This window comes from Nesterenkonia sp. E16_10, from assembly GCF_017347085.1.
Taxonomy (GTDB): Bacteria; Actinomycetota; Actinomycetes; order Actinomycetales; family Micrococcaceae; genus Nesterenkonia.
On record NZ_JADPSA010000029.1, the window covers coordinates 394,503 to 415,946 of the forward strand.

Here is a 21,444-nt window from a genome sequence, read left to right on the forward strand (position 1 = left end):
CTCAGCGCAGCAGCCCCAGCAGCCGCAGCGCCTCATCGAGGTCGCGCGCCGTTCCGGCCGGCACGGACTGCACATGCGCCAGCCGCAGCGAGGAATCCAGCAGGAAGCTGCTGCGCTGCGCCGCACCCTTGACCGGATCAAAGGACCCGTAGCGCCGCGCGATCTCCCCGTGCGGCCAGAAGTCGCTGACCAGGTCGAAAGGCAGCTCGCTGGACTCGGCCCCGGAGAAGTCAGCGGTGAGCGTCTGCGCATAGGCACGCAGACTATGCATCGGGTCGCAGCTGATCGCCAGCACTCTCGCCCCAGTGGAGCGAATCCGGTCCCGGCGCGCCACCAGGGCCTGCAGCTCGGAATCGCAGACCCGGCTGAAGGCAAAGGGATAGAACATCAGCAGCACCGGAGACCCGGCGAGCCGATCCAGTTCAAGCACCTCGCCATGGTGGCTGCGCCCGGAGAAGCCGGGCGCCTGCTCCCCGAGCTCGGGGAGCGGCGAGGGGGTCACTGCTTCTTGCGCCCCATCAGGCGGGTCGCGGCCCAATGGGTGCTCACACCCGCCGAGGAGGTCACATGCAGACCCGCGTTGGGCGCCGCGTCCTGGATCTCCACCGGTGCCACATAGCCGTCCCGGCCCGAACGCGGGGTCAGCAGCCACAGCACGCCGCCCTCGTCGAGGGTGGCCAGCGCGTCCACGAGGGCGTCCGTGAGATCGTCATCACCGTCTCTGAACCAGACCAGCACGGCGTCGACGACCTCCTGGACGTCTTCGTCGAGCAGGTCCTCGTCGAGCAGGTCCTCCAGACGGTCGCGGAAGTCGTCATCGACATCCTCATCCACACCGATCTCCTGGACCAGGGAATCGGGCTTGAGCCCGAGCTCCTGGAGCAGGTCGCCGAGCGAGACGACATTGGTTCCGGCGTCGTTCTTGTGGTCCGTCGAGGTGCTCGACGGATCCTCGGCTGCAGAAGCCTGACTCACCTGAGGTTCCCTTCCCATTCATTAGCGTCTGAAGCGCAGCTCCCACCCGAGGATGGGGCTGCCACCAGCAACGTTACGCGGATCCCTGTCGGTTGGGGAAGTGCGACACCACCCGAGCGGGTAGAGTTGAGCTGAAATTCGGCCCTCGAACAACCGCTGGCCGATGCCCTCGTGGGTCCCGCCCGTGGAACATCCCTGTCCATGGACGCATGACCCGCCACCCGTACCCCTTGAGAGGTGACCCGTGAGCGCTGGTGAAGAGAACTCCCATATCCGCAGCGGACTGACGAACCAACTTCCGGATCTGGATCCGGAGGAGACCCAGGAATGGCTGGAGTCTTTTGACCAGCTCGTGGAGTTCCACGGCACCGAGCGCGCGGAGTACATCATCCGCTCGCTGCTGCAGCGAGCCGGCGCGAAGTCCATCGAAGTCCCGATGGTCACCACCACCGACTACGTGAACACGATCCCGGTGGATCAGGAGCCTGACTTCCCCGGCGACGAGGAGATGGAGCGCCGCGTGCGCCGCATCCTGCGCTGGAACGCCGCGGTCATGGTGCACCGCGCCCAGCGCAGTGACATCTCCGTGGGCGGACACATCTCCTCCTACGCCGGCGTGGCCACGCTCTACGAAGTGGGTCTGAACCACTTCTTCCGCGGCGCCGACCACCCCGGCGGCGGCGACCAGATCTTCTTCCAGGGCCACTCCTCCCCCGGCAACTATGCCCGGGCCTACCTCGAGGGCCGCCTGAACGAGACCCAGCTCAACGGTTTCCGCCAGGAGCACTCCAAGGCCCCCGACGGACTGAGCTCCTACCCGCACCCGCGGCTGATGCCGGAGTTCTGGCAGTTCCCGACCGTGTCCATGGGCATCGGTCCGATGAACGCCATCTACCAGGCGCAGTTCAACCGCTACCTGCACAACCGCGGCATCAAGGACACCTCGGAGCAGCAGGTCTGGGCGTTCCTGGGCGACGGTGAGATGGATGAGCCCGAGTCCCGCGGTCTGCTTCAGCTCGCGGCCAACGAGAAGCTCGACAACCTGAACTTCGTGGTCAACTGCAACCTGCAGCGCCTCGACGGCCCGGTGCGCGGCAACGGCAAGATCGTCCAGGAGCTGGAAGCCTTCTTCCGCGGCGCCGGCTGGAACGTCATCAAGGTCCTGTGGGGCCGCGAGTGGGACCAGCTGCTGGATCAGGACGACGACGGCGAGCTCGTCCGGGTCATGAACGAGACCCTCGACGGTGATTACCAGACGTACAAGGCCGAATCCGGATCCTTCGTCCGCGAGCACTTCTTCGGCCGCTCCGCCAAGACCAAGGAGCTCGTCGCGGACATGTCCGACGACGACATCTGGAACCTCAAGCGCGGCGGACACGACTATAAGAAGGTCTACTCCGCCTATAAGGCCGCCTCGGAGTCCACCGGCAAGCCCACCGTGATCCTGGCCCAGACGGTCAAGGGCTACGGTCTGGGACCGAGCTTCGAGGGTCGCAACGCGACCCACCAGATGAAGAAGCTCACCGTGGATGACCTCAAGCGCTTCCGCGACACGCTGCGGATCCCGGTCAGCGATGAGCAGATCGAAGCCGATCCGTACAACGTGCCGTACTACCACCCCGGCAAGGACTCGGAGGAGGTCAAGTACACCCTCGAGCGTCGCGAACGCCTCGGCGGGCCCGTGCCGGAGCGTCGGACCGCCGGCGAGGGACTGACCCTGCCCGAGGCCAAGACCTACGCGCAGGCCAAGAAGGGCTCCGGCAAGCAGAAGGCCGCCACCACGATGGCTCTGGTGCGGCTGCTCAAGGACCTGATGCGGGACAAGAACATCGGTCACCGGATCGTGCCGATCATCCCGGATGAGGCCCGCACCTTCGGGATGGACTCGTTCTTCCCCACCGCGAAGATCTACAACCCCAAGGGGCAGAACTACATCTCGGTGGACCGCGAGCTGATGCTGGCCTATAAGGAGTCCCCGCAGGGCCAGATGATCCACCCCGGCATCAACGAGGCCGGCGCCACCGCGGCGTTCACCGCGGCCGGCACCTCCTACGCCACCCACGGCGAGACGATGATCCCGTTCTACATCTTCTACTCGATGTTTGGGTTCCAGCGCACCGGTGATTCCTTCTGGGCCGCCGCAGACCAGCTGGCCCGAGGCTTCATCATCGGTGCCACGGCGGGTCGCACCACGCTGGCCGGTGAGGGTCTGCAGCACCTCGACGGCCACTCCCCGCTGCTCGCCGCGACCAACCCCGCGGTGAAGCACTTCGACCCGGCCTTCGGCTACGAGATCGCCCACATCATGGAGAACGGGCTCTTCGAGATGTACGGCGATCACGACGGCGACCACAACGTGATGTACTACCTCACCGTCTACAACGAGCCGGTGCAGCACCTGCCCGAGCCCGAGGGCCTGGACATCGAGGGCGTCAAGCGCGGCATCTACCGGCTCTCCCGCTCCGAGCAGGACGGCCCGAAGGTCCAGCTCCTGGCCTCCGGCGTCGGGGTGCCGTGGGCCAAGGAGGCCGCAGAGATCCTCGCCGAGGACTGGGGCGTCTCGGCCGACGTGTGGTCGGTGACCTCCTGGAACGAGCTGCGCCGCCAGGCGCTGCATGTGGAGCAGTCGGCCCTGCTGGACCCGGAGCGCGAGCCCGAGGTTCCCTTCGTGACCCAGCAGATGGAGGGCGCCGAGGGGCCGGTCATCGCGACCACCGACTTCGCCACCCAGGTCCCGGATCAGATCCGGCAGTTCCTGCCGAACCGCTTCGCGACCCTGGGAGCCGACGACTTCGGCTTCTCCGACACGCGAGCCGCGGCGCGGCGGCACTTCAGGATCGACGCCCACTCGATGGTGGTGCGCGCCCTGCAGATGCTCGCCGACGACGGCGCCGTGGATGCCTCGGCTCCGGCCGATGCGTTCAAGAAGTACGACCTCAGCAACGTCCGTGCCGGCACCTCGGGCGAGGCGGGCGGCGACGCCTGATCCTGCCCGCCCCTTCGCAGGGGCCAGCACGATGAGCACCCAGCGGGGGCCCGGAGCATCAGCTCCGGGCCCCCGCTTCGTGTGTCCGCCGCCAGCGGCGTCCGCCACCGGGTCCGGAGGCAGAGACCGTTCGATGCGGTTTGTAGGGATCACACAACTGGCGGGCGAACTCCGCAGGCTCTAGGCTCCTGAACATGACTGCATCTGCTCCGACGACGCCAGGGCCCGTCCCGGTCTCCTGGGAGGCCCTCGAGGTGCTCCGCTCCGACGCCGGAAACCTCACCCACGAGGTCAACTGCTACCTGGAGGAGACCCTCACCTGGTACCGCCACCTGAGCACCGATGAGCGGGCCTCGCTGCGCCTGATCGCGCAGCGTGGCATCGGGGGCCTGATCAGCTGGTTGGAGAACCCGTCCTCGAGGTCCCTGCCGCTGGTCAACGAGCTGCTCGGCAACGCCCCCACCGATCTGATGCGCACCATCTCGCTGCAGCGCGCGCTGCAGCTCATCCGCAGCATCGTCGAAGCGGTGGAGCAGCGACTGCCCGGTCTGGTCGCTCCGCAGGACCAGCAGCTGATGCTCGAAGCGGTGTTGCGCTACTCCCGGGAGGTGGCCTTCGCGATCGCCGACGTCTATGCCCGGGCCGCGGAGTCCCGCGGGGCCTGGGACTCCCGTCTGGAGGCGCTGCTGGTGGACGCGGTGCTGCGCGGCGAGCCCGCCGAGCAGATCGCCTCCCGCGCCGCGGCCGTCGGGTGGCGCAGCCACGAAGGGGTGGTCGTCGTCGTCGGTGACGCCCCGGAGCAGGCCGATGCGGTGTTCATGTCGCAGCTGCGACGCCAGTGCATCCGCTTCTCCGCCGATGCGGTGGTGGGGGTCCACGGTGACCGTCTGATCCTGCTGCTGGGCCGGGTCACCGACCTCGCCGATGGCCTGGAGCGGATCCTGCCCCGCTTCGGCCCCGGGCAGGTGGTCTTCTCCAGCTTCGAGGGATCGATCAGCCAGGCGCACGGCAGCGCGCAGTCGGCCTTCACCGGGTTCACCGCCGTCGGGGCCTGGACCTCGGCACCACGACCGGTGGCCGCCGAGGATCTGCTTCCGGAGCGCGCGCTCTGTGGGGATGAAACCGCGAAGACCGTGCTGCGCGAGCGCATCTTCGAGGTGCTGCGCGCCGCCGGCAACGGGCTGCTCGAGACGGTCACCGCCTATCTGGAGGCCGGTCACTCGCTGGAGGCCACGGCGCGTGAGCTCTTCGTGCACACCAACACCGTGCGCTACCGGCTGCGCCGGGTCACCGACGTCACCGGATGGGACCCCGTGACCCCGCGCGACGCCTATGTGCTGCAGACCGCGCTGGCCGTGGGGCGTCTCTGACCCAGCGTTGTAGGGTACCTACAAAGGCCACGGTGGAGCTTGGTGAGCCCATGACCCTCGAAAACCCGCCGCACTATGGGAGGTTGGACTTGTGCTTGCCATAGTTTGCCCCGGACAGGGCTCCCAGACACCAGGATTCCTCTCGGAATGGATCAGCGACGAGGCCACCCGCGCGACGCTGGAGGCCTATTCCGAGCATTCCGGCACCGATCTGCGCACCCACGGGACGATCTCCGATGCCGAGACGATCCGGGACACCGCGGTGGCACAGCCGCTGATCGTGGCCGCCTCCCTGCTCAGCGCTTCCACGCTGGATCTCGCAGCGCTGGATCCTCAGCGGGTGCTCTACGCCGGCCACTCGGTTGGCGAGGTCCCTGCCGCCGTGCTCGCCGGGGTGCTCACCCCCGCGCAGGCCCTGGAGTTCATCAAGGTCCGGGCCACCTCCATGGCCGCAGCCGCCGCCGCAACGCCCACCTCCATGGCCGCCGTGGTCGGAGGTGTGGAGCAGGAGGTCCGGCAGGCCATCGCCGACGCCGGGCTGACTCCGGCCAACGCCAACGGGCCTGGCCAGATCGTGGCCGCAGGAGAGTTGGAGAAGCTTGCCGCACTGGAGGCCAGCCCTCCGGCTCGGGCCCGCGTGATCCCGCTGACCGTGGCCGGTGCCTTCCACACGGAGTTCATGGACCCGGCCCGGCAGACCCTGGCCGCCGCGGCCGAGGGCCTCGAGGTCAACGACCCCCGCCAGAGGCTGATCTCCAACCGGGACGGTGGCTACGTCTCCACCGGCGCCGAGGTGCTGGAGCGACTCGTGGATCAGGTGACCCGTCCGGTCCGCTGGGATCTCTGCATGGAGACCATGGCGCAGGCCCAGGTCACCGGCGTGCTCGAGCTGCTCCCGGGGGGCACGCTGACCGGCCTGGCCAAGCGCGGGCTCAAGGGAGTGAAGTCGCTGGCCATCAAGACTCCCGCCGACATCCCGCTCGCCCAGGAATTCATCGCCGAGCATGCGGGTTGAGCTGAGCGGGCCGAGGTCCATGGCCGTCGACATACTCTGCGCAGGCGGCACCGCCGCGCAGCTCCCCCCAACGATCCACGAAGGACGTTCCTGACGTGACTGTCGCATTGAACCAGCCCACCGCCGTGGCGGGCACCCGTGTCATGGGCCTGGGTGCCTACCGACCTGAACTCGTGATCGACAATGAGCAGATCTGCCAGTGGATCGACTCCTCCGACGAGTGGATCCAGAAGCGCACCGGCATCAAGACCCGGCGCCGCGCGCCCCGAGACGTCTCGGTGGTGGACATGGCCGAAGGCGCCGCCCGCGAGGCGCTGGAGCACGCCGGGATCTCCGGAGATCAGCTCGGCGGCGTCATCCTCGCCACCGTGACCCACCCCTACGCGACCCCCTCGGCCGCCGCGGACCTGGCGCACCGGCTGGGCGCCACCCCAGCAGCGGCCTTCGACATCTCCGCCGCCTGCGCCGGCTACTGCTACGGAATCGGCCAGGCCGACGCCATGGTGCGCTCCGGGCTGTCCTCCTATGTGCTGGTCGTCGGGGTGGAGAAGCTCTCGGACTTCATCGACAACCACGAGCGCACCATCTCCTTCCTGCTCGGCGACGGCGCCGGGGCTGCGATCATCGGTCCCGCCGAGGCTCCCGGGATCTCACCCTCGATCCTGGGCTCCAACGGCGAGAAGTGGGAGGCCGTGGCGATGGACAGCACGCTGCTGAACTTCCGGGACGCGCTCGCCCGAGCCCGCGAGACCCAGGACGCCACCGAGCTGCTCGACGCCGAGAACCGCTACTGGCCCACGCTGCGCCAGGACGGTCCCACGGTGTTCCGCTGGGCCGTCTGGGAGATGGCCAAGGTCGCCCAGCAGGCTCTCGATGCCGCCGGGATCACCGCAGAGGATCTCGTGGCGTTCGTCCCGCATCAGGCGAACATGCGGATCATCGACGAGATGGTCAAACAATTGAAGCTTCCTGAGCACGTGATGGTCGGACGCGACATCGTGGACGCGGGCAACACCTCCGCCGCCTCGATCCCGCTGGCCATGCACCGCCTGCTCAAGGAGAACCCAGAACTCTCCGGCGGTCTTGCTCTGCAGATCGGTTTCGGAGCCGGACTGGTCTACGGCGCGCAGGTCATCCGGCTGCCGTAGCCCCGGGACCGGGGCCGCCACGCGGCCGCGGGACAGATTCACCACATAACCCTGGAACCACCCAACGAACTGGAACCACCCAAAGAAAAGGAGTCGCCGATATGGCTGACAAGAACGAGATCCTCGCAGGCCTGGCCGAGATCGTGAACGAGGAGACCGGCCTGGAGGTCGAAGAGGTCCAGTCGGAGAAGTCCTTCACCGAGGACCTCGACATCGACTCGATCTCGATGATGACCATCGTGGTCAACGCCGAAGAGAAGTTCGACGTGAAGATCCCCGATGAAGAGGTCAAGAACCTGACCACCGTCGGCGACGCCGTGGACTTCATCGCCAACGCACAGGGCTGATCCAGCCCCGCATCGGGCGGGAGGGCCCCAGCGCACCGCTGGGCCCTCCCCTCCTTTCCCCCACCTGCTGTCCCACTTTCATTGAGGTAGATCCATGACACGTCGTCTTGTCATCACCGGTCTCGGCGCCACGACTCCCATCGGCGGCGACGTGAAGACGCTCTGGACCAACGCCCTGGCCGGCACGCCCGGCGCCAAGACCCTCGAGCACGACTGGGTCGAGAAGTACGAGCTGCCGGTCACTTTCGCCGCCGAGGTCACCATCGAACCCTCCGAGGTGCTGGCCCGTCCTGAGCTGCGCCGGATGGATCGCTCCACCCAGCTGGGCATGGTCGCCGCCCGGCAGGCCTGGGACGACGCCGGACTCAGCCGCCCCGGCGACGAGGGCTACGACCTGGATCCCGAGCGGGTCGCGGTGTCCTTCGCCACCGGCATCGGCGGGGTCTGGACGCTGCTCGACAGCTGGGACACCCTGCGTGAGCGTGGCCCGCGCCGCGTGATGCCCATGACCGTGCCGATGCTGATGCCCAACGGCGCGGCCGGCGCGATCAGCCTGGACCTCGGCGCTCAGGGCGGGGCCCGCACGGCGGTCTCGGCCTGCGCCTCCGGCGTCGAGGCGCTGGACGTCGCGCTGGAGATGCTGCGCAAGGGTGACGCCGACGTCGTCCTGGCCGGCGGCACCGAGGCGGCGATCCACCCGCTGCCCATGGCCGCGTTCAGCTCGCTGCAGGCGCTCTCCAAGCGCAACGACGACCCCGCCGCCGCCTCGCGGCCCTATGACCGAGACCGCGACGGATTCGTCATGGGCGAGGGCGCCGGCGCTCTGGTCGTGGAGACCGAGGAGCACGCCAAGGCCCGCGGCGCCACCATCTATGCCGAGCTCGCGGGTTCCGCGATCACCTCGGACGCGCACCACATCACCGCCCCGGACCCCGAGGCGCTGGGTGCATCCCGCGCGCTGCGCCGGGCGCTGGAGTCTGCCGGCGCGCAGCTGAGCGAGGTCACCCACATCAACGCCCACGCCACCTCCACCCCGGTGGGCGACAAGCCGGAGTATGCGGCGCTGAAGTCGGTGTTCGGAGATCACCTCGAGAACGTCTGCATCTCCGCCACGAAGTCCCAGACCGGTCATCTGCTCGGCGCCGCCGGTGCCGTGGAGTCGGTGCTCACCGTGAAGGCCCTGCATGAGCGCCGCGCGCCGGTCACGATCAACCTGGATCATCAGGATCCGGAGATGCCGCTCGACGTGGTCACCGGCTCGCCTCGCGAGCTCGGGGACCAGCAGCAGGTGGCGCTGTGCAACTCCTTCGGCTTCGGCGGGCACAATGCCGTGGCGGCGTTCCGCACCTACTGAGCACTGGGGCGGGCTCAGCCGAGGCATCCGCGCAGAAGAAGACCCCCGATCGGGATCCTGAGGGATCCCCGCCGGGGGTCTTCTGCTGCTTCACGTGGAAGCTGCCGCGCTGGGAAGCGATGGCCCGCGTGAGCGGGCTCTGTGCGGCAGGACTGTGGTGGTGCTGGTAGGACGATCGCTGCTGGTGGGCGTCTAAGCGAAGCGGCGGCGGTGGAGGGCGCCGCGCGGTCCGCCTAGGCTCAGCTGACCACCTGGTGCAGCCAGTGCACCGGGGCGCCCTCTGCAGCGTGGCGGAAGGACTCGAGCTCCTCGTCCCAGGCCTCGCCGAGCGCCAGTGAGAGCTCCTGGTAGACCACCGAGGGGTCACCGGCGCCCATCTCGTAGGCGTAGCGGATCCGCTCTTCGGAGACCACGATATTGCCGTGCACATCGGTGGTGGCATGGAAGATGCCCAGTTCGGGCGTGTGGGACCAGCGACCGCCGTCACAGCCTGGAGAGGGGTCCTCGGTCACCTCGAACCGGAGGTGGCTCACCGCGCGCAGCGCGGAGGCCAGGGTGGCGCCCAGGCCGGCGGGGCCCTCCCAGGAGAGCTCGGCTCGGAAGTCTCCGGGCGCGGCAGGTTGAGGGTGCCATGTGAAGTCCACGCGCGCGTCGACCGCCGAGGACACCGCCCATTCAACGTGTGGGCAGAGCGCGGCGGGCGCCGAATGGATGTGAAGCACACCTCGGGCCGTATTTTGGGACATATCCATCCTCCACTGTGCTGTTGGTACGTCTTCCCCTACGACCAGACAGCAGCCAGGTGGCTGATGGTTTTGATGCTCCCCCAAAGGTTAACACCTTGAGCGGTGAGCACTACTACCGATGTTAACAGATCCAGGTCAGATCGGTTTCTCAGGCGCGAGGATGAGCCTGTCCGTAGGCATCGCGCAGCCTGTCGATGGTGACGTGGGTGTAGAGCTGGGTGGTGCTCAGCGAGGCGTGCCCGAGCAGCTCCTGGACGGTTCGCAGATCGGCACCTCCTTCCAACAGATGCGTGGCGGCGGTGTGACGCAGCGCGTGGGGGCCTCGGGCTGCCGTGGTCCCGAGCCGGGCCAGGGAAGCGTCGACGGTGCGGCGCACCGTGCGCACATCGATGCGGCCTCCTCGGCGACCCAGGAAGCAGGCGTTGCCCGAGGTGCTCGTGACGAGTGCGGAGCGGCCGTGGTCCAACCAGCTGCGCAGGGCGGTCTCTGCCGGGACACCATAGGGGACGATGCGTTCCTTATTGCCCTTGCCGAGGAGCCGGACCATCCGCCGTCCGGTCTCGAAGGAGGTCAGGTTCAGGCCGCTGAGCTCGGAGACGCGCATACCGGTGGCGTAGAGCAGCTCCACCATCGCGGCGTCGCGCAGGCTCAGCGCATGCGCGATCGGGTCTACCTGCTCGCCCTGGCCGTCCTGTTCGCCGGCCTGCTGGGCGGCCCGCTGGGCGGCACCCGCCAGCTGCGAGGTGAGCTGTTCGATGTGCTGGTGCTGCAGCACATCGGGCAGGTGACTGCTCTTCCTGGCGGTGCGCAGCCGCACGGAAGGGTCCTCGGGCAGATGCCCCCGGCGGTGCGCCCATGCGGTGAAGGCACGCACCGAGGCGGTCTTGCGGTTCAGGGTGTTCCGGGAGAGCCCAGCTTCGTGCATCTCGCCCAGCCAGCTGCGAATCTCGGCGAGGCCGAGCTCCTCCAGCGGGCCACGCTGCTGGGCAAGCTGGCGCAGGTCGCCGCGATAGGCGCGGATCGTCTGCACCGAGAGCCCGCGTTCGTGCCGGAGGTGGTCGATGAACGCGGTGACCAGCTCGGGTTCCACCGCAGCGTCGGGGCCCGGAGGTACATCCGGGTCTGTGGATCGATCCTGCGCGGGGGCCATGAGGGAAGTCTACGACCGCGCACATCGGGCTCATGTGCTCCGCGCCGATCATGCCCGGCCCCAATGGCCGTTGACCATGCGGGCGTGGCCTGAACGCTGAAGCCGGGTCAGCTCGGCGAGCACCGTGGGCAGCGGGAGCCCCGCGACCTGGGAGAGCTTGCCCGGAGCGCTCAGACCACGTCTGGGCAGCGCGTCGAAGAGCAGCCGCTGGGCCTCGTCGAGTCCATCCTGCGGGTGCTCTCGGCCCAGCGGAAGCTCGGGCTGGACCGCCGGTCGCGACGCTGAGTCCCTGCGACCGGCCATGGAGCCGATGGCCAGCGACCCCTGGCCGGGTGCCGGCGGCTGTGCGGCTTCTGAGCCTGCGCCTTCAGCGGCCAGGTTCAGGATGTCGGTCGCGTCCTGGACCAGCTGAGCCGGCGTCTCGCGCAACAGACGGTGACACCCGGCCGAGGCGGCGGAGAAGACGCTTCCGGGGATCACGCCCACCTCGCGGCCGAGGTTCAGCGCATGGTGGGCGGTGGACTGGGATCCGCTGCGCCAGCGCGCCTCGGTGATCACGGTGACCAGGCCCAGTGCCGCGATGAGGCGGTTCCGCTGCAGGAACCGGTGCCGGGTCGGCGCCGAGCCGGGGGCCATCTCGCTGAGCAGCAGACCCTGTTCTGCGACTTCGCGGAGCAGGCGTTCGTTGCCGGCCGGGTAGAACCGGTCCAGTCCACCGGCCAAGATCGCCAGCGTCGGCGCGCACCGGTCTGCTCCGGTGAGCCCGCCGGATGGGTCTCTGCCCACGGCGTCCTGCGGGCTGCGCGGACCTGAGTCCTGGTCCGAGCACGCGCGCAGCGCGGCCCGATGCGCCGCGGCATCGACCCCGTAGGCTCCGCCGGAGACCACACAGAGGCCGGCATGGACCAGGTCCTCGGTGAGCTGGGCGGTGATCCGGATGCCGTAGTCCGTGACCTCCCGGGACCCGACGATCGCCACCGTCCGAGCCGGGTCGGGAAGTCGGCCCAGAGCCTGGGACGCGGACTCCTCCCGACTCCCGCGGAACCAGATCGCCACCGGGGCCAGCGGCCCGAGATCTCCCAGCTGGGCGGGCCAGGCGGGGTCCTGCGGGATCAACAGGCCCCCGCCGAGCCGGCGGATCCTGGCGAGGTCTGACGCGCCATGCAGCTGCCCGCACCGGGTGCGCCAGCGGGCGAGCCCGGTGCGCAGGTCCTGCTGCCGGGGTCCGAGCCCCGCCGAGTCAGCGACCTGGGCCATCCGGTCACGCTCCGAGACGGAGGGTGCACGCTCCGAGGTGATCAGTGCGTGCAGGCGCTGAGCTCCGAAAGTCTCCAGAGCGAGTCCGGCGAGCAGGTCTCCGGGTTCGATCAGCCGGGACAGCTCGGCACGAAGGACCCGTTCCTGCTCGATCTCCACCCCGGGGGCGTCGGGACCAGAGTCGTGTCTCATAGCTGCTCCTCGATTCAGGTCGTCTGGTCGATTCAGTTCGTCTGGGCCCGCTGGCGCAGCTGCAGGGCAGCATCGACCTCGTCGGGCCCTGGCTGGTCCCCCCATTGCGCGAGATCCGCGATGGTCCAGGCCAGGCGCAGGACCCGCAGATAACCGCGCAGCGAGATCGCGGCTCGATCCAGTGCGGCGTCGATGTGCCGGGTGGAGCCGGCGGGCAGGCGCAGCTCTCCGGTCAAGAGCTGCATCGGAGCCTGGGCGTTGGTGCGCAGGCCCCACCGGCGGAGACGTTCGCTCTGGACCGCGCGTGCGTCGAGCACCCTGGCGCGGACGGCCGCGGAGCTCTCCCCCGGTGGTCCCAGGGCGGCGGCCGCCGATCGGGGACGTTCGACCTGGATCTGCAGGTCGATGCGATCGAGCAGCGGACCGGAGAGGCGTGACATGTAGTGCCGCCGCTGGGTCACCGAGCATCGGCAGTCTGCACCGGTGCCCACGTTGAGTCCACAGGGACAGGGATTCGCGGCGAGCACCAGTTGGAAGCGCGCCGGGTAGGTCACGCTCCCGGCCGAGCGGTGCAGCGAGATCCGGCCGGTCTCCATCGGTTGACGCAGCGCGTCCAACGCGGGGCGGGGGAACTCCGGAGCCTCATCGAGGAAGAGCACTCCCTGGTGTGCCCGGGTCACGGCGCCGGGCCGCGCGATCCGGGCGCCGCCGCCCACGATGGCCGCCATCGAGGCGCTGTGGTGCGGGGCCTGGAACGGCGGGGTGCGGCGCAGCCGAATCACGCTTCGTGGGTCCGCCGAGAGGGATTCGATCGCCGTGGCCTCCATCGCCGCCTGATCATCCAGCGGCGGCAGGATCCCCGACATCCGCTCGGCCAGCATCGTCTTGCCGGCACCCGGGGCACCGATGAGCAGCAGATGGTGGCCACCGGCGGCCGCCAGCTCCAGCGCGAACCTGGCCTCCTGCTGGCCCCGCACCTCCGCGAGATCCACCGCAGCAGCGCCGGATTCCTCCGCGGCGGCAGCATCTTCGCCCACCCTTGGGGCCGCGACACCATGGCCTGCCGACCACCGCTGGACCCCGGACCCCTCGCGCACCAGCGGTTCAAGCTCGGCAGTGCCGAAGGAGGCCGCCACCTGGGACACATGGGCGGCCGCGAGGATCTCCATCCCGGGCACCAGGGCCGCCTCCTGGGCGTTCTCCATGGCCACGACCACCGTCTGGACCCCAGCGGCCTGGGCTGCCGCCACTGCGGGGAGCACACCGCGGACCGGGCGCAGCCTCCCGTCCAGGCCCAGCTCCGCGAGGAAGACGATCTCTGCCGTGCCCTCCACCCTGCCGTCGGCTGCCCAGGCGCTCATCAGGATGGCGAGGTCCAGGACGGAGCCCGATTTCGGCAGCGAGGCCGGGAGCAGGTTCACGGTCAGCCGCCGGGCCGGCAGATCGATCCCGGTGTTCTTCGCCGCGGATCGGATCCGGTCCTGGCTCTCACGCAGCGAGGCGTCGGGCAGGCCCAGCAGGATGAACGCCGGAAGCGCCCGGCCGATATCGGCCTCGACCTCGATCAGGTGTCCGTCCATGCCGAAGAGGACCACGCCGCGGGCCCGTCCCATGCTCATCAGCTCACGTCCCGGAGATGTTCCAGCCGCTGCACCAGGTGCTCCTGCGCATGCGCCGCGGCCGCTCCGCTCAGCAGCACCGCGATGACGTCGACCCGTCGCTGCATATGGAGCCAATGCTGGGCGACGCAATAGTCCAGCAGAAGCCGGTGCAGCCGGGCCAGCTTGGCTGTGCCGATCGCCTCGAAGGGATGGCCGTATCCCTCGCCCCGCCGGGTCTTGACCTCCACCGCCACCAGTTGTGCCCCATCCCTGGTGATCAGGTCCAACTCTCCACGCGGCCCGCGCCAGCGGCGCTCCAAGATCTGGTGCCCCTGGCGGCTCAGATACTCGGCCGCGATCTCTTCTCCGATGATGCCGGTGACGTCCTTGGCTCGCATCTGCGCTCCTTCCTCGCAGACACCACGATCCGGCACCGGGCGAGACCACGGTCGCGGTATCGAGGCGCTGTGGAGGGCTCGCGCCAAGTGGACCGGCTGAACGGGCCTGGGGAGGACGCGGGACGCAGGGTCTTCAGAGGGGGCCCAGGCGCAGATCAGGCGTTGCGCTCAGACCCCGAGGTTCCAGCTGAGCCGATGCTGCGCGGTGACGCCGAGCTCCAGCAGTGCGCTCCGGTGTCCCTGGGAGCCGTACCCGCGGTTGGAGTCCCAGCCGTAGCCGGGGTGGGCTGCTGCGAGCTCCTCCATCAGCCGGTCCCGTTCCAGCTTCGCCAGAACCGAGGCGCAGGCCACCGAGAGCGCCCTGATATCGGCCTTGACCATGGTCTGCACCCGCGGTGAGGCACCGTGGGTGAGCCAGTCGTAGGAGCCGTCGAGGATGACGGCATCCAGCGGCCTCCCGAGCTGAACCTCTACCGCGTTGAGCCCGGCGAGACCGGCGGCGCGCAACGCCCCGTTGATGCCCAGCGCGTCGATCTCTCGAGGGGCACGGTGTTGCACGCTGTAGGCGGCGGCGTGTTCGCAGATGTGCGGGTGCCAACGCTGTCGGGCTTTGGTGCTGAGCAGCTTGGAGTCGCGCACGCCGTCGAGCTGGGAGCAGATCCCGCTCGCCGTCGGCGTCTCGGCGAAGACCGGGGCGGCGAGGTCGAAGACGACCACCCCGATGCTGACCGGTCCGGCCAGTGCGCCCCGACCGACCTCGTCGATCCCCGCGATGAAACGGACATTGCGCTGCGCGGCGATGGCCAGCTCAGGCAGCAGCGTGGCGTTCTCGGGCATCAGCGGGCGGCACCCGCGGATCCGGTGCTGGAGGATCCGACGCTGACGGATCCGGTGCTGAGGGATCGGGTGCTCACGGTGCCGGGACCGCCTCGAAGGGATCCCGCTCGGTGCCGCCGCCGCCGAAGTTCTCAAACGGCCAGATCACCGCCGAGGACCGACCGATGACGTCCTCCAGGGGCACCGCGCCCATATCGGGTTCGTCCACATGGGAGCGCGAGTCGGCGGAGTTCCCGCGGTGGTCCCCGAGCAGCCAGACGCTGTCCTCGGGAACGGTCACGGAGAACTCGCCCTCGCTGGGGGCGTTGCCGGGGAAGATATAGGGCTCATCGATGGGTTCGCCGTTGACCAGGATCCGTCCGGAGTCGTCGCAGCACTCCACCTCGTCGCCGCCCAGGCCCACCACGCGTTTGACCACGAAGTGGGAGGAGGTGTCGGGCATCAGCCCGACGAAGATCATGGCGTCTTGGAAGGCGTTCGTCGGGACCCCGCTTCCGGCGCCCCACCACGCCCGGGTGTCTTCGAACACGACGACGTCACCACGCTGGAGCTCCATGACCTCCGGGGCGAGCAGGTTCACGATGATCCGGTCATCGACCTCCAGGGTCGGCTCCATGGACTCCGAAGGGATGTAGAAGGCCCGGAAGAAGAAGGTCTTGACGACGAAGGAGATCACGAGCGCGAAGACCAGAATCGTGGCGATCTCAATCAGGAAGCTTGCCACCGGGTGCCGGGCCGCCCGGGCCTGACGACGGCGTTCGCGCCGGCTCTCGGGCGGTGGGGTCGAAGGCCCGTCACTGCTGCTGATGATCGGCCTCCGGGAGCTCTCGTCGTTCATCCCAGGGCCAGAACACGCCGGTGACGCGGCCCAGGATGCGGTCCTGGCTGATCATACCCCCGCCGGGGGCGCCCAGCAGCGCCCTCGAATCCAAGGACTGTTCCCGATTGTCCCCCATGACCCAGAGCCGGCCGGGCGGCACCTCCGCCTCGAAGGACAGCGCTGAGGCGGGATTCTCGGAGGTGATGGGGCGGCCCAGGTAGGGCTCTGCGAGGGGTTCTCCATTGACGCTGAGCTCCCCGGTGTCCCCGCAGCAGGCCACCGTGTCGCCCTCGGTGCCGAGCACCCGCTTGACGTAGGTCGCGGGAGGAGTGGCGAGCCCGAACCAGTGACCCACCCGGGCGCCGAGCTGCTCCAGGCTGGAGCCGCCGCCCACGTACGGGGTGAAGGAGCCCTCCCCGTCGAAGACGATCACGTCCCCGCGCTGCGCCCCCTGGTCCTCGGGGTAGCTCTTCTCGACCAAGATCCGCTCGGAGTCGGCCAATGTGGGTGCCATGGAGACCTGGGAGACGGTGTAGACGTCGACGACGAACAGGCGCAGCCCGGTGGCGACCAGCACGGCGAGGACCGCGGTGACCAGCACCGCGGCCCAGAGCCGCACGCGGTGAGGACGCCTCAGACGCCGAGAACCCTGAGTCTCCGAGTCAGACTCGGAGGGCTCAGGGTTCTCGGGATTCTTCATAAGACGTACAAGCTCTCAGCGCAGGGCCGAAGCCGATCCGCGGATCAGGCCTCGGTGACCTCTTCGACCTTCTCGCCCTGCTGGCGAGCAATGGTGGACTCACGCTTCTCTTTGATGCGTGCAGCCTTGCCGTGGCGATCGCGCATGTAGTAGAGCTTCGCGCGGCGGACGTCACCGCGGGCCAGGACCTCGATCTTCTCGGTCACTGGGGAGTGCACCGGGAAGGTGCGCTCCACGCCGACGCCGAAGGACACCTTGCGGACCGTGAAGGTCTCGCCGATGCCGTGGCCCTGGCGGCCCAGGACGTAGCCCTTGAAGACCTGAACACGGGTGTTCTTGCCCTCGATGATGTTGACGTGCACGTTGACCGTGTCGCCGGGGCCGAACTCCGGGATGTCGGTGCGCAGGCTGGCGGAATCAACGAAATCAAGCTTATGCATATGCTTCTCCTTGGACGACTGCCACAGGTCACTCGCCCGGGTTGCGACCTCTTCACGGACCGCACGCGAGGCGGCGGTCACGCCGATTCATGGCGCAGGTCAAAGCGTGAGCGACCGGATCGGGAGGAGTTCCCTTTCCGGCGGCCTGTCTGTTGACGGTCATCCCCTATGGCAGATGGGCCGTCCAGCAGGCACGGTGGTCAATTCTATGCCAGATTCTGTTCCCGTGCGACCACGTGCTTGGCCCACAGATCGGGGCGCAGCTTCCGAGTCCGGATGTCCTGCTGCTGTGCCCGCCATGCGCCGATCTTTGCGTGATCACCGGAGAGCAGAATCTCGGGCACCTCGAGGCCGCGCCAGCGTGCAGGCTTGGTGTAGACCGGGTATTCCAGGAGCCCGTCGGCATGGGATTCCTCCGCGAGCGACTCCGGGTTGCCCAGCACCCCGGGGATCAGCCGGGTGATGGCTTCGACCATGACGACGACGGCGGACTCGCCGCCGTTGAGCACGTAGTCCCCGATGGACATGGGGCGCACCTGGAAGTGCTCCGGCGCCCAGTCCATGAGTCGCTGATCGATCCCCTCGAAGCGGCCCGGAGCGAAGACCAGGTGCTGTGCCTGGGCGAGCTCCTGGGCGGTCCGCTGGGTGAGCACCTCCCCGGCCGGGGTGGGGATGATCAGGGTCGACGGCTGGTCTGCCGCGGAAGCCTCAGGGGCCTGCCGCTGGGTGAGCACGTGTTCCAGCGCCAGCGCCCACGGTTCGGGCTTCATCACCATCCCGGCGCCTCCACCGGTGGGGGTGTCATCGACGCTGCGGTGCTTGTCGAAGCTGAAGTCCCGCAGCTGGTGCCGGTGCAGGCTGAGGAGTCCCTCGCGCTGGGCCTTGCCGATCAGGGAGAGGTCCAGGACGTCGAAGAACTCGGGGAAGATGGAGATGAGGTCGATCCGCATGGCGGGCGGCTCGCTCAGAAGAGGCCGGGCGGCGGGGTCAGCACGATGCGCTGATTCTCCACGTCCACCTCGGGCACGAGCTCTTCGACGAAGGGCACCATCACGTCCTCGCCGTTGACCGCGGTGACCACGAGCAGGTCCTGCGCGGTTCCGGTGATGAGCTCCTTCAGCGTGCCCAGGGGCTTGCCTTCGGCGTCCACGCAGGCGAAACCGGCGAGCTCGTGGCTGTACCAGCCGTCGGAGTCGGACTCTTCCTCCGTGGCGACCTCGACATAGAGCGTGGATCCGCGCAGCGCCTCGGCGCCGTCGCGGTCGGTGATCTCACGGAAGCTCAGCAGGGCGATGCTCTTGTTCCAGCGCTGCCGGGTCACGGTGAGCAGCGTGGTGATCCGGTCGGCGGTCTTTTCCCCGGCGATGCGGATGACCACCGAACCGGGGGCGAGCCGCTGTTCCGGCTCGTCGGTGAAGAGTTGGGCAGTGACCTCGCCACGGATTCCGTGGGGTTTGCCGATGCGAGCGACCCGCAGGCGCTCTGCCGTTTCCGGCTGCGCCTGCGGGTCGGTCTCATGTGCTTCCTGGCCGTTGATGCCAGCAGTCATGGTGCAGTCCCTCGGTCCGTCAGCGGCCGCGGTCGGTGTCGACCACGTCCACGCGGACATCGCCCCCACCGGGGAGGGCGGAGACCACGGTGCGCAGTGCCTTCGCGGTGCGCCCGGCCCGGCCGATCACTCGGCCGAGATCATCCGGATGAACTCGCACCTGAAGCACGTCGTAGCGACGTCCGCCCTTACGGCGGACATCGACGTCGTCGGGTGCATCCACGATTCCGCGGACCAGGTGTTCGAGCGCGTCACTCAGCACTGCATCAGCTCCCATGATTACTATGCATTCTCCTGCGAGGCAGACTCAGCTGCATCCTCGGCAGGAGCCGGAGCCTTGGTCTTCTTCTCCTGGATGACTGAACCCTTGTTGGGAGCGACGAACGCTTCCTTCGGGGCCTTGGTCCGCAGAGTGCCCTCGGAGCCTTCGAGGCCCTTGAACTTCTGCCAGTCACCGGTGACCTTCAGCAGTGCATTGACCTGCTCGGTGGGCTGGGCGCCCACGGAGAGCCAGTACTGAGCGCGCTCGGAATCGATCTCGATCAGCGAGGGCTCCTGCGTCGGGTCATACTTGCCGATCTGCTCGATGGCGGCGCCATCCCGCTTGGTGCGGGAGTCGGCGACGACAACGCGGTAGAACGGTGCACGGATCTTGCCCATGCGCTTGAGACGAATTTTAACTGCCACTTGAGTGGTCCACTCCCGTTTCTTGTTTCAGGGGCGCGGTCAGGCACCGGATTGCGTGGGGACGTGCTGCACAATCGATGCGACCACTTCAGAACATTGTCCCTACGGCGGGTTTAGAGGGTGCCCTCCGTCGAACAAAGTACCTGCCTATTGTGCCAGAGATCGGCCGAACACGCGATCTGAACGGATCACCTCACCGGATGTCGGGGGCTGCTCAGCGCAGGTACTTCTCGAACCCCTTGGGCAGGTTCAGGTCCTCGGGCTTGAGGTCCTTGGTGCCTGCGCCGAAGCTGGAGCCGTCCATCCGCTTGGCCGCACCCTGGGTCCGCTTGAGTTCGGCCTCCCGGGCCTCCTGTGCGGCCTTGGCCGGGTTGCCAGACTTCTTCTTGGGCTTCGGCTGGGGCTTGCGCTTCTTCGAGGCGCCTCCACCGGCGCCCATTCCAGGCATGCCACCCATCCCCGGCATTCCGCCGCCGCCTGGCATCTGAGGCATTCCCCCGCCGCCGGCCATCTTCTTCATCATCTTCTGCGCCTGGGTGAAGCGTTCCAGGAGCTGGTTGACCTCGGAGACGTGCACCCCGGAGCCCTTGGCGATACGTGCCCGGCGGGAGCCGTTGATCACCTTGGGCACATTGCGCTCATAGGGGGTCATCGAATAAATGATGGCCTCGACCCGGCCGATGGAGGATTCGTCGAACTGCTCGAGCTGCTGACGCATGCCCTGCGCGCCGGGCATCATGCCCAGCAGCTTCTTCATCGAGCCCATCTTCTTGAGCTGCTGCATCTGGCCCAGGAAGTCATCGAGGGTGAAGTCCTCCTGGTCGGCGAACTTCTGCGCCATCTTCTCGGCTTCGCCGCGATCCCAGTTGGCCTCGGCCTGCTCGACCAGGGACAGGATGTCGCCCATGTCGAGGATCCGGCGGGCCATCCGGTCCGGGTGGAAGACCTCGAAGTCCTTCAGTCCCTCACCGGTGGAGGCGTACATGACCGGCTTGCCGGTGACCGAGGCGACCGAGAGCGCGGCACCGCCGCGGGCGTCGCCGTCGAGCTTGGTGAGCACCACGCCGGTGAAGTTCACGCCCTCGTTGAACGCCTGCGCGGTGGTGACCGCGTCCTGACCGATCATCGCGTCGATCACGAAGAGCGTCTCGTGGGCGCCCACGGCGGCCTTGATGTCCGCGGCCTGGCGCATCAGCTCGGCGTCGACGCCGAGCCGGCCGGCGGTATCGATGATGATCACGTCGTGGAGCTTGTTGCGTGCCTCGGCCAGACCATCCGTGGCCACCTTGACCGGATCGCCGGTGGCGGACTCGAACTCGGAGGAGACGCCCGGGTGCGGAGCGTAGACCGGGACCCCGGCGCGCTTTCCGCCGACCTGCAGCTGGGTGACCGCGTTGGGCCGCTGCAGGTCACAGGCGATCAGCATCGGGGTGTGACCCTGATTCTTCAGGTGGTGCGCGAGCTTCCCGGCGAGCGTGGTCTTGCCCGCGCCCTGGAGTCCGGCGAGCATGATCACCGTCGGTGGGTTCTTGGCGAAGGCGAGCTCACGGGTCGCCCCGCCGAGGATCCCGACGAGCTCCTCGTTGACGATCTTCACGACCTGCTGACCCGGGTTCAGCGCCTGCGCGACCTCGGACCCCAGGGCGCGCGCCTTGACCTTGGCGATGAACTCACGGACCACCGGCACCGCGACGTCGGCGTCGAGCAGCGCCCGGCGGATCTCCCGAGCGGTGCCGTCGATGTCTGCCTCGGAGAGCCTCCCCTTGCCGCGGAGGTTCTTGAAGGTGGCGCTCAGGCGATCGGAGAGGGAGTTGAACACGTCTGGGATGTCCCTTGGGTCGTGGGTGAGGGCTGCGCAGCGCGACGCCGAGG

At 68.4% G+C, this 21,444-nt stretch carries 22 protein-coding genes; 6 read left to right on the forward strand and 16 right to left on the reverse strand.

Features of this window, described 5'->3' with window-relative positions:
• Position 1: 1 nt before the first annotated feature.
• Positions 2–502: a redoxin domain-containing protein gene (locus I2487_RS10465; RefSeq protein WP_207171638.1), complete on the reverse strand. Its 501-nt coding sequence runs from the start codon at positions 500–502 to the stop codon at positions 2–4.
• Positions 499–975, reverse strand: coding sequence for a DUF3052 family protein (locus tag I2487_RS10470; protein ID WP_345941402.1), 477 nt, complete (start codon positions 973–975; stop codon positions 499–501). The genes I2487_RS10465 and I2487_RS10470 overlap by 4 nt, the downstream gene beginning before the upstream one ends.
• Positions 976–1,219: 244 nt before the next feature.
• Between I2487_RS10470 and aceE the strand changes: the two genes are divergently transcribed.
• The 6 genes from aceE (at position 1,220) to fabF (ending at position 9,195) form a co-directional block, all read left to right on the forward strand.
• A complete protein-coding gene (gene aceE, locus I2487_RS10475) occupies positions 1,220–3,961 on the forward strand; it encodes a pyruvate dehydrogenase (acetyl-transferring), homodimeric type (protein WP_207171634.1) in 2,742 nt (913 codons plus the stop codon).
• A 194-nt stretch (positions 3,962–4,155) separates the two neighbouring features.
• Positions 4,156–5,331 carry a PucR family transcriptional regulator gene (locus I2487_RS10480; protein ID WP_207171633.1) on the forward strand — a complete coding sequence of 392 codons (1,176 nt, stop codon included), beginning with the start codon at positions 4,156–4,158 and terminating at the stop codon, positions 5,329–5,331.
• A 91-nt stretch (positions 5,332–5,422) separates the two neighbouring features.
• A complete protein-coding gene (locus I2487_RS10485; RefSeq protein WP_207171631.1) occupies positions 5,423–6,346 on the forward strand; it encodes an acyltransferase domain-containing protein in 924 nt (307 codons plus the stop codon).
• A 143-nt stretch (positions 6,347–6,489) separates the two neighbouring features.
• Entirely contained in the window at positions 6,490–7,494 is a 1,005-nt protein-coding gene (locus tag I2487_RS10490; RefSeq protein WP_051501329.1) for a beta-ketoacyl-ACP synthase III, read from the forward strand.
• Between the two features lie 101 nt (positions 7,495–7,595).
• Complete coding sequence (locus I2487_RS10495; protein WP_207171629.1) at positions 7,596–7,841, forward strand: acyl carrier protein; 246 nt, start codon at positions 7,596–7,598, stop codon at positions 7,839–7,841.
• Positions 7,842–7,935: 94 nt separating this feature from the next.
• Complete coding sequence (fabF, locus tag I2487_RS10500; protein WP_207171627.1) at positions 7,936–9,195, forward strand: beta-ketoacyl-ACP synthase II; 1,260 nt, start codon at positions 7,936–7,938, stop codon at positions 9,193–9,195.
• A gap of 239 nt (positions 9,196–9,434) precedes the next feature.
• On the opposite strand, the gene I2487_RS10505 is transcribed toward fabF, so the two are convergent.
• From I2487_RS10505 to ffh, 14 genes are all read right to left on the reverse strand, one after another.
• On the reverse strand, positions 9,435–9,941 hold the full coding sequence (locus I2487_RS10505; protein WP_207171625.1) for a DUF3145 domain-containing protein: 507 nt from the start codon (positions 9,939–9,941) through the stop codon (positions 9,435–9,437).
• A 148-nt stretch (positions 9,942–10,089) separates the two neighbouring features.
• A complete protein-coding gene (locus tag I2487_RS10510) occupies positions 10,090–11,091 on the reverse strand; it encodes a tyrosine recombinase XerC (RefSeq protein ID WP_207173040.1) in 1,002 nt (333 codons plus the stop codon).
• Positions 11,092–11,139: 48 nt separating this feature from the next.
• A complete protein-coding gene (locus tag I2487_RS10515; RefSeq protein WP_207171617.1) occupies positions 11,140–12,540 on the reverse strand; it encodes a DNA-processing protein DprA in 1,401 nt (466 codons plus the stop codon).
• Between the two features lie 32 nt (positions 12,541–12,572).
• Positions 12,573–14,159, reverse strand: coding sequence for a YifB family Mg chelatase-like AAA ATPase (locus I2487_RS10520; protein ID WP_207171615.1), 1,587 nt, complete (start codon positions 14,157–14,159; stop codon positions 12,573–12,575).
• Positions 14,159–14,539, reverse strand: coding sequence for a YraN family protein (locus tag I2487_RS10525; protein WP_207171613.1), 381 nt, complete (start codon positions 14,537–14,539; stop codon positions 14,159–14,161). Before I2487_RS10525 ends, I2487_RS10520 begins: the two co-directional genes overlap by 1 nt.
• A 168-nt stretch (positions 14,540–14,707) precedes the next feature.
• Positions 14,708–15,376 carry a ribonuclease HII gene (rnhB, locus tag I2487_RS10530; RefSeq protein WP_207171611.1) on the reverse strand — a complete coding sequence of 223 codons (669 nt, stop codon included), beginning with the start codon at positions 15,374–15,376 and terminating at the stop codon, positions 14,708–14,710.
• Positions 15,377–15,449: 73 nt separating this feature from the next.
• A complete protein-coding gene (gene lepB / locus I2487_RS10535) occupies positions 15,450–16,214 on the reverse strand; it encodes a signal peptidase I (RefSeq protein ID WP_207171609.1) in 765 nt (254 codons plus the stop codon).
• Entirely contained in the window at positions 16,171–16,815 is a 645-nt protein-coding gene (gene lepB / locus I2487_RS10540; RefSeq protein WP_207171607.1) for a signal peptidase I, read from the reverse strand. The genes lepB (I2487_RS10535) and lepB (I2487_RS10540) overlap by 44 nt, the downstream gene beginning before the upstream one ends.
• A 125-nt stretch (positions 16,816–16,940) precedes the next feature.
• The gene (rplS, locus tag I2487_RS10545) at positions 16,941–17,336 is read right to left on the reverse strand and encodes a 50S ribosomal protein L19 (protein WP_036476351.1); all 396 of its coding nucleotides are present in this window, start codon (positions 17,334–17,336) and stop codon (positions 16,941–16,943) included.
• 206 nt (positions 17,337–17,542) lie between these two features.
• Positions 17,543–18,286: a tRNA (guanosine(37)-N1)-methyltransferase TrmD gene (gene trmD, locus I2487_RS10550; protein WP_207171605.1), complete on the reverse strand. Its 744-nt coding sequence runs from the start codon at positions 18,284–18,286 to the stop codon at positions 17,543–17,545.
• A gap of 14 nt (positions 18,287–18,300) precedes the next feature.
• Positions 18,301–18,885, reverse strand: coding sequence for a ribosome maturation factor RimM (gene rimM / locus I2487_RS10555; protein WP_207171603.1), 585 nt, complete (start codon positions 18,883–18,885; stop codon positions 18,301–18,303).
• Positions 18,886–18,904: 19 nt separating this feature from the next.
• Positions 18,905–19,147: an RNA-binding protein gene (locus tag I2487_RS10560; protein ID WP_207171621.1), complete on the reverse strand. Its 243-nt coding sequence runs from the start codon at positions 19,145–19,147 to the stop codon at positions 18,905–18,907.
• A 20-nt stretch (positions 19,148–19,167) separates the two neighbouring features.
• Positions 19,168–19,572 carry a 30S ribosomal protein S16 gene (gene rpsP, locus I2487_RS10565; RefSeq protein ID WP_207171601.1) on the reverse strand — a complete coding sequence of 135 codons (405 nt, stop codon included), beginning with the start codon at positions 19,570–19,572 and terminating at the stop codon, positions 19,168–19,170.
• Positions 19,573–19,786: 214 nt separating this feature from the next.
• Entirely contained in the window at positions 19,787–21,391 is a 1,605-nt protein-coding gene (gene ffh, locus I2487_RS10570) for a signal recognition particle protein (protein ID WP_207171599.1), read from the reverse strand.
• Between the last annotated feature and the right edge of the window lie 53 nt (positions 21,392–21,444).

What these genes read in the sequence shown, in the direction of transcription:
- I2487_RS10480 (WP_207171633.1), top strand. Translation starts at nt 4,156, where the DNA reads ATGACTGCATCTGCTCCGACGACGCCAGGGCCCGTCCCGGTCTCCTGG.
- I2487_RS10490 (WP_051501329.1), top strand. Translation starts at nt 6,490, where the DNA reads ATGGGCCTGGGTGCCTACCGACCTGAACTCGTGATCGACAATGAGCAG.
- I2487_RS10495 (WP_207171629.1), top strand. Translation starts at nt 7,596, where the DNA reads ATGGCTGACAAGAACGAGATCCTCGCAGGCCTGGCCGAGATCGTGAAC.
- fabF (WP_207171627.1), top strand. Translation starts at nt 7,936, where the DNA reads ATGACACGTCGTCTTGTCATCACCGGTCTCGGCGCCACGACTCCCATC.
- I2487_RS10505 (WP_207171625.1), bottom strand. Translation starts at nt 9,941, where the DNA reads ATGTCCCAAAATACGGCCCGAGGTGTGCTTCACATCCATTCGGCGCCC.
- I2487_RS10510 (WP_207173040.1), bottom strand. Translation starts at nt 11,091, where the DNA reads ATGGCCCCCGCGCAGGATCGATCCACAGACCCGGATGTACCTCCGGGC.
- I2487_RS10515 (WP_207171617.1), bottom strand. Translation starts at nt 12,540, where the DNA reads ATGAGACACGACTCTGGTCCCGACGCCCCCGGGGTGGAGATCGAGCAG.
- I2487_RS10520 (WP_207171615.1), bottom strand. Translation starts at nt 14,159, where the DNA reads ATGAGCATGGGACGGGCCCGCGGCGTGGTCCTCTTCGGCATGGACGGA.
- I2487_RS10525 (WP_207171613.1), bottom strand. Translation starts at nt 14,539, where the DNA reads ATGCGAGCCAAGGACGTCACCGGCATCATCGGAGAAGAGATCGCGGCC.
- rnhB (WP_207171611.1), bottom strand. Translation starts at nt 15,376, where the DNA reads ATGCCCGAGAACGCCACGCTGCTGCCTGAGCTGGCCATCGCCGCGCAG.
- lepB (WP_207171609.1), bottom strand. Translation starts at nt 16,214, where the DNA reads ATGAACGACGAGAGCTCCCGGAGGCCGATCATCAGCAGCAGTGACGGG.
- rplS (WP_036476351.1), bottom strand. Translation starts at nt 17,336, where the DNA reads ATGCATAAGCTTGATTTCGTTGATTCCGCCAGCCTGCGCACCGACATC.
- trmD (WP_207171605.1), bottom strand. Translation starts at nt 18,286, where the DNA reads ATGCGGATCGACCTCATCTCCATCTTCCCCGAGTTCTTCGACGTCCTG.
- rimM (WP_207171603.1), bottom strand. Translation starts at nt 18,885, where the DNA reads ATGACTGCTGGCATCAACGGCCAGGAAGCACATGAGACCGACCCGCAG.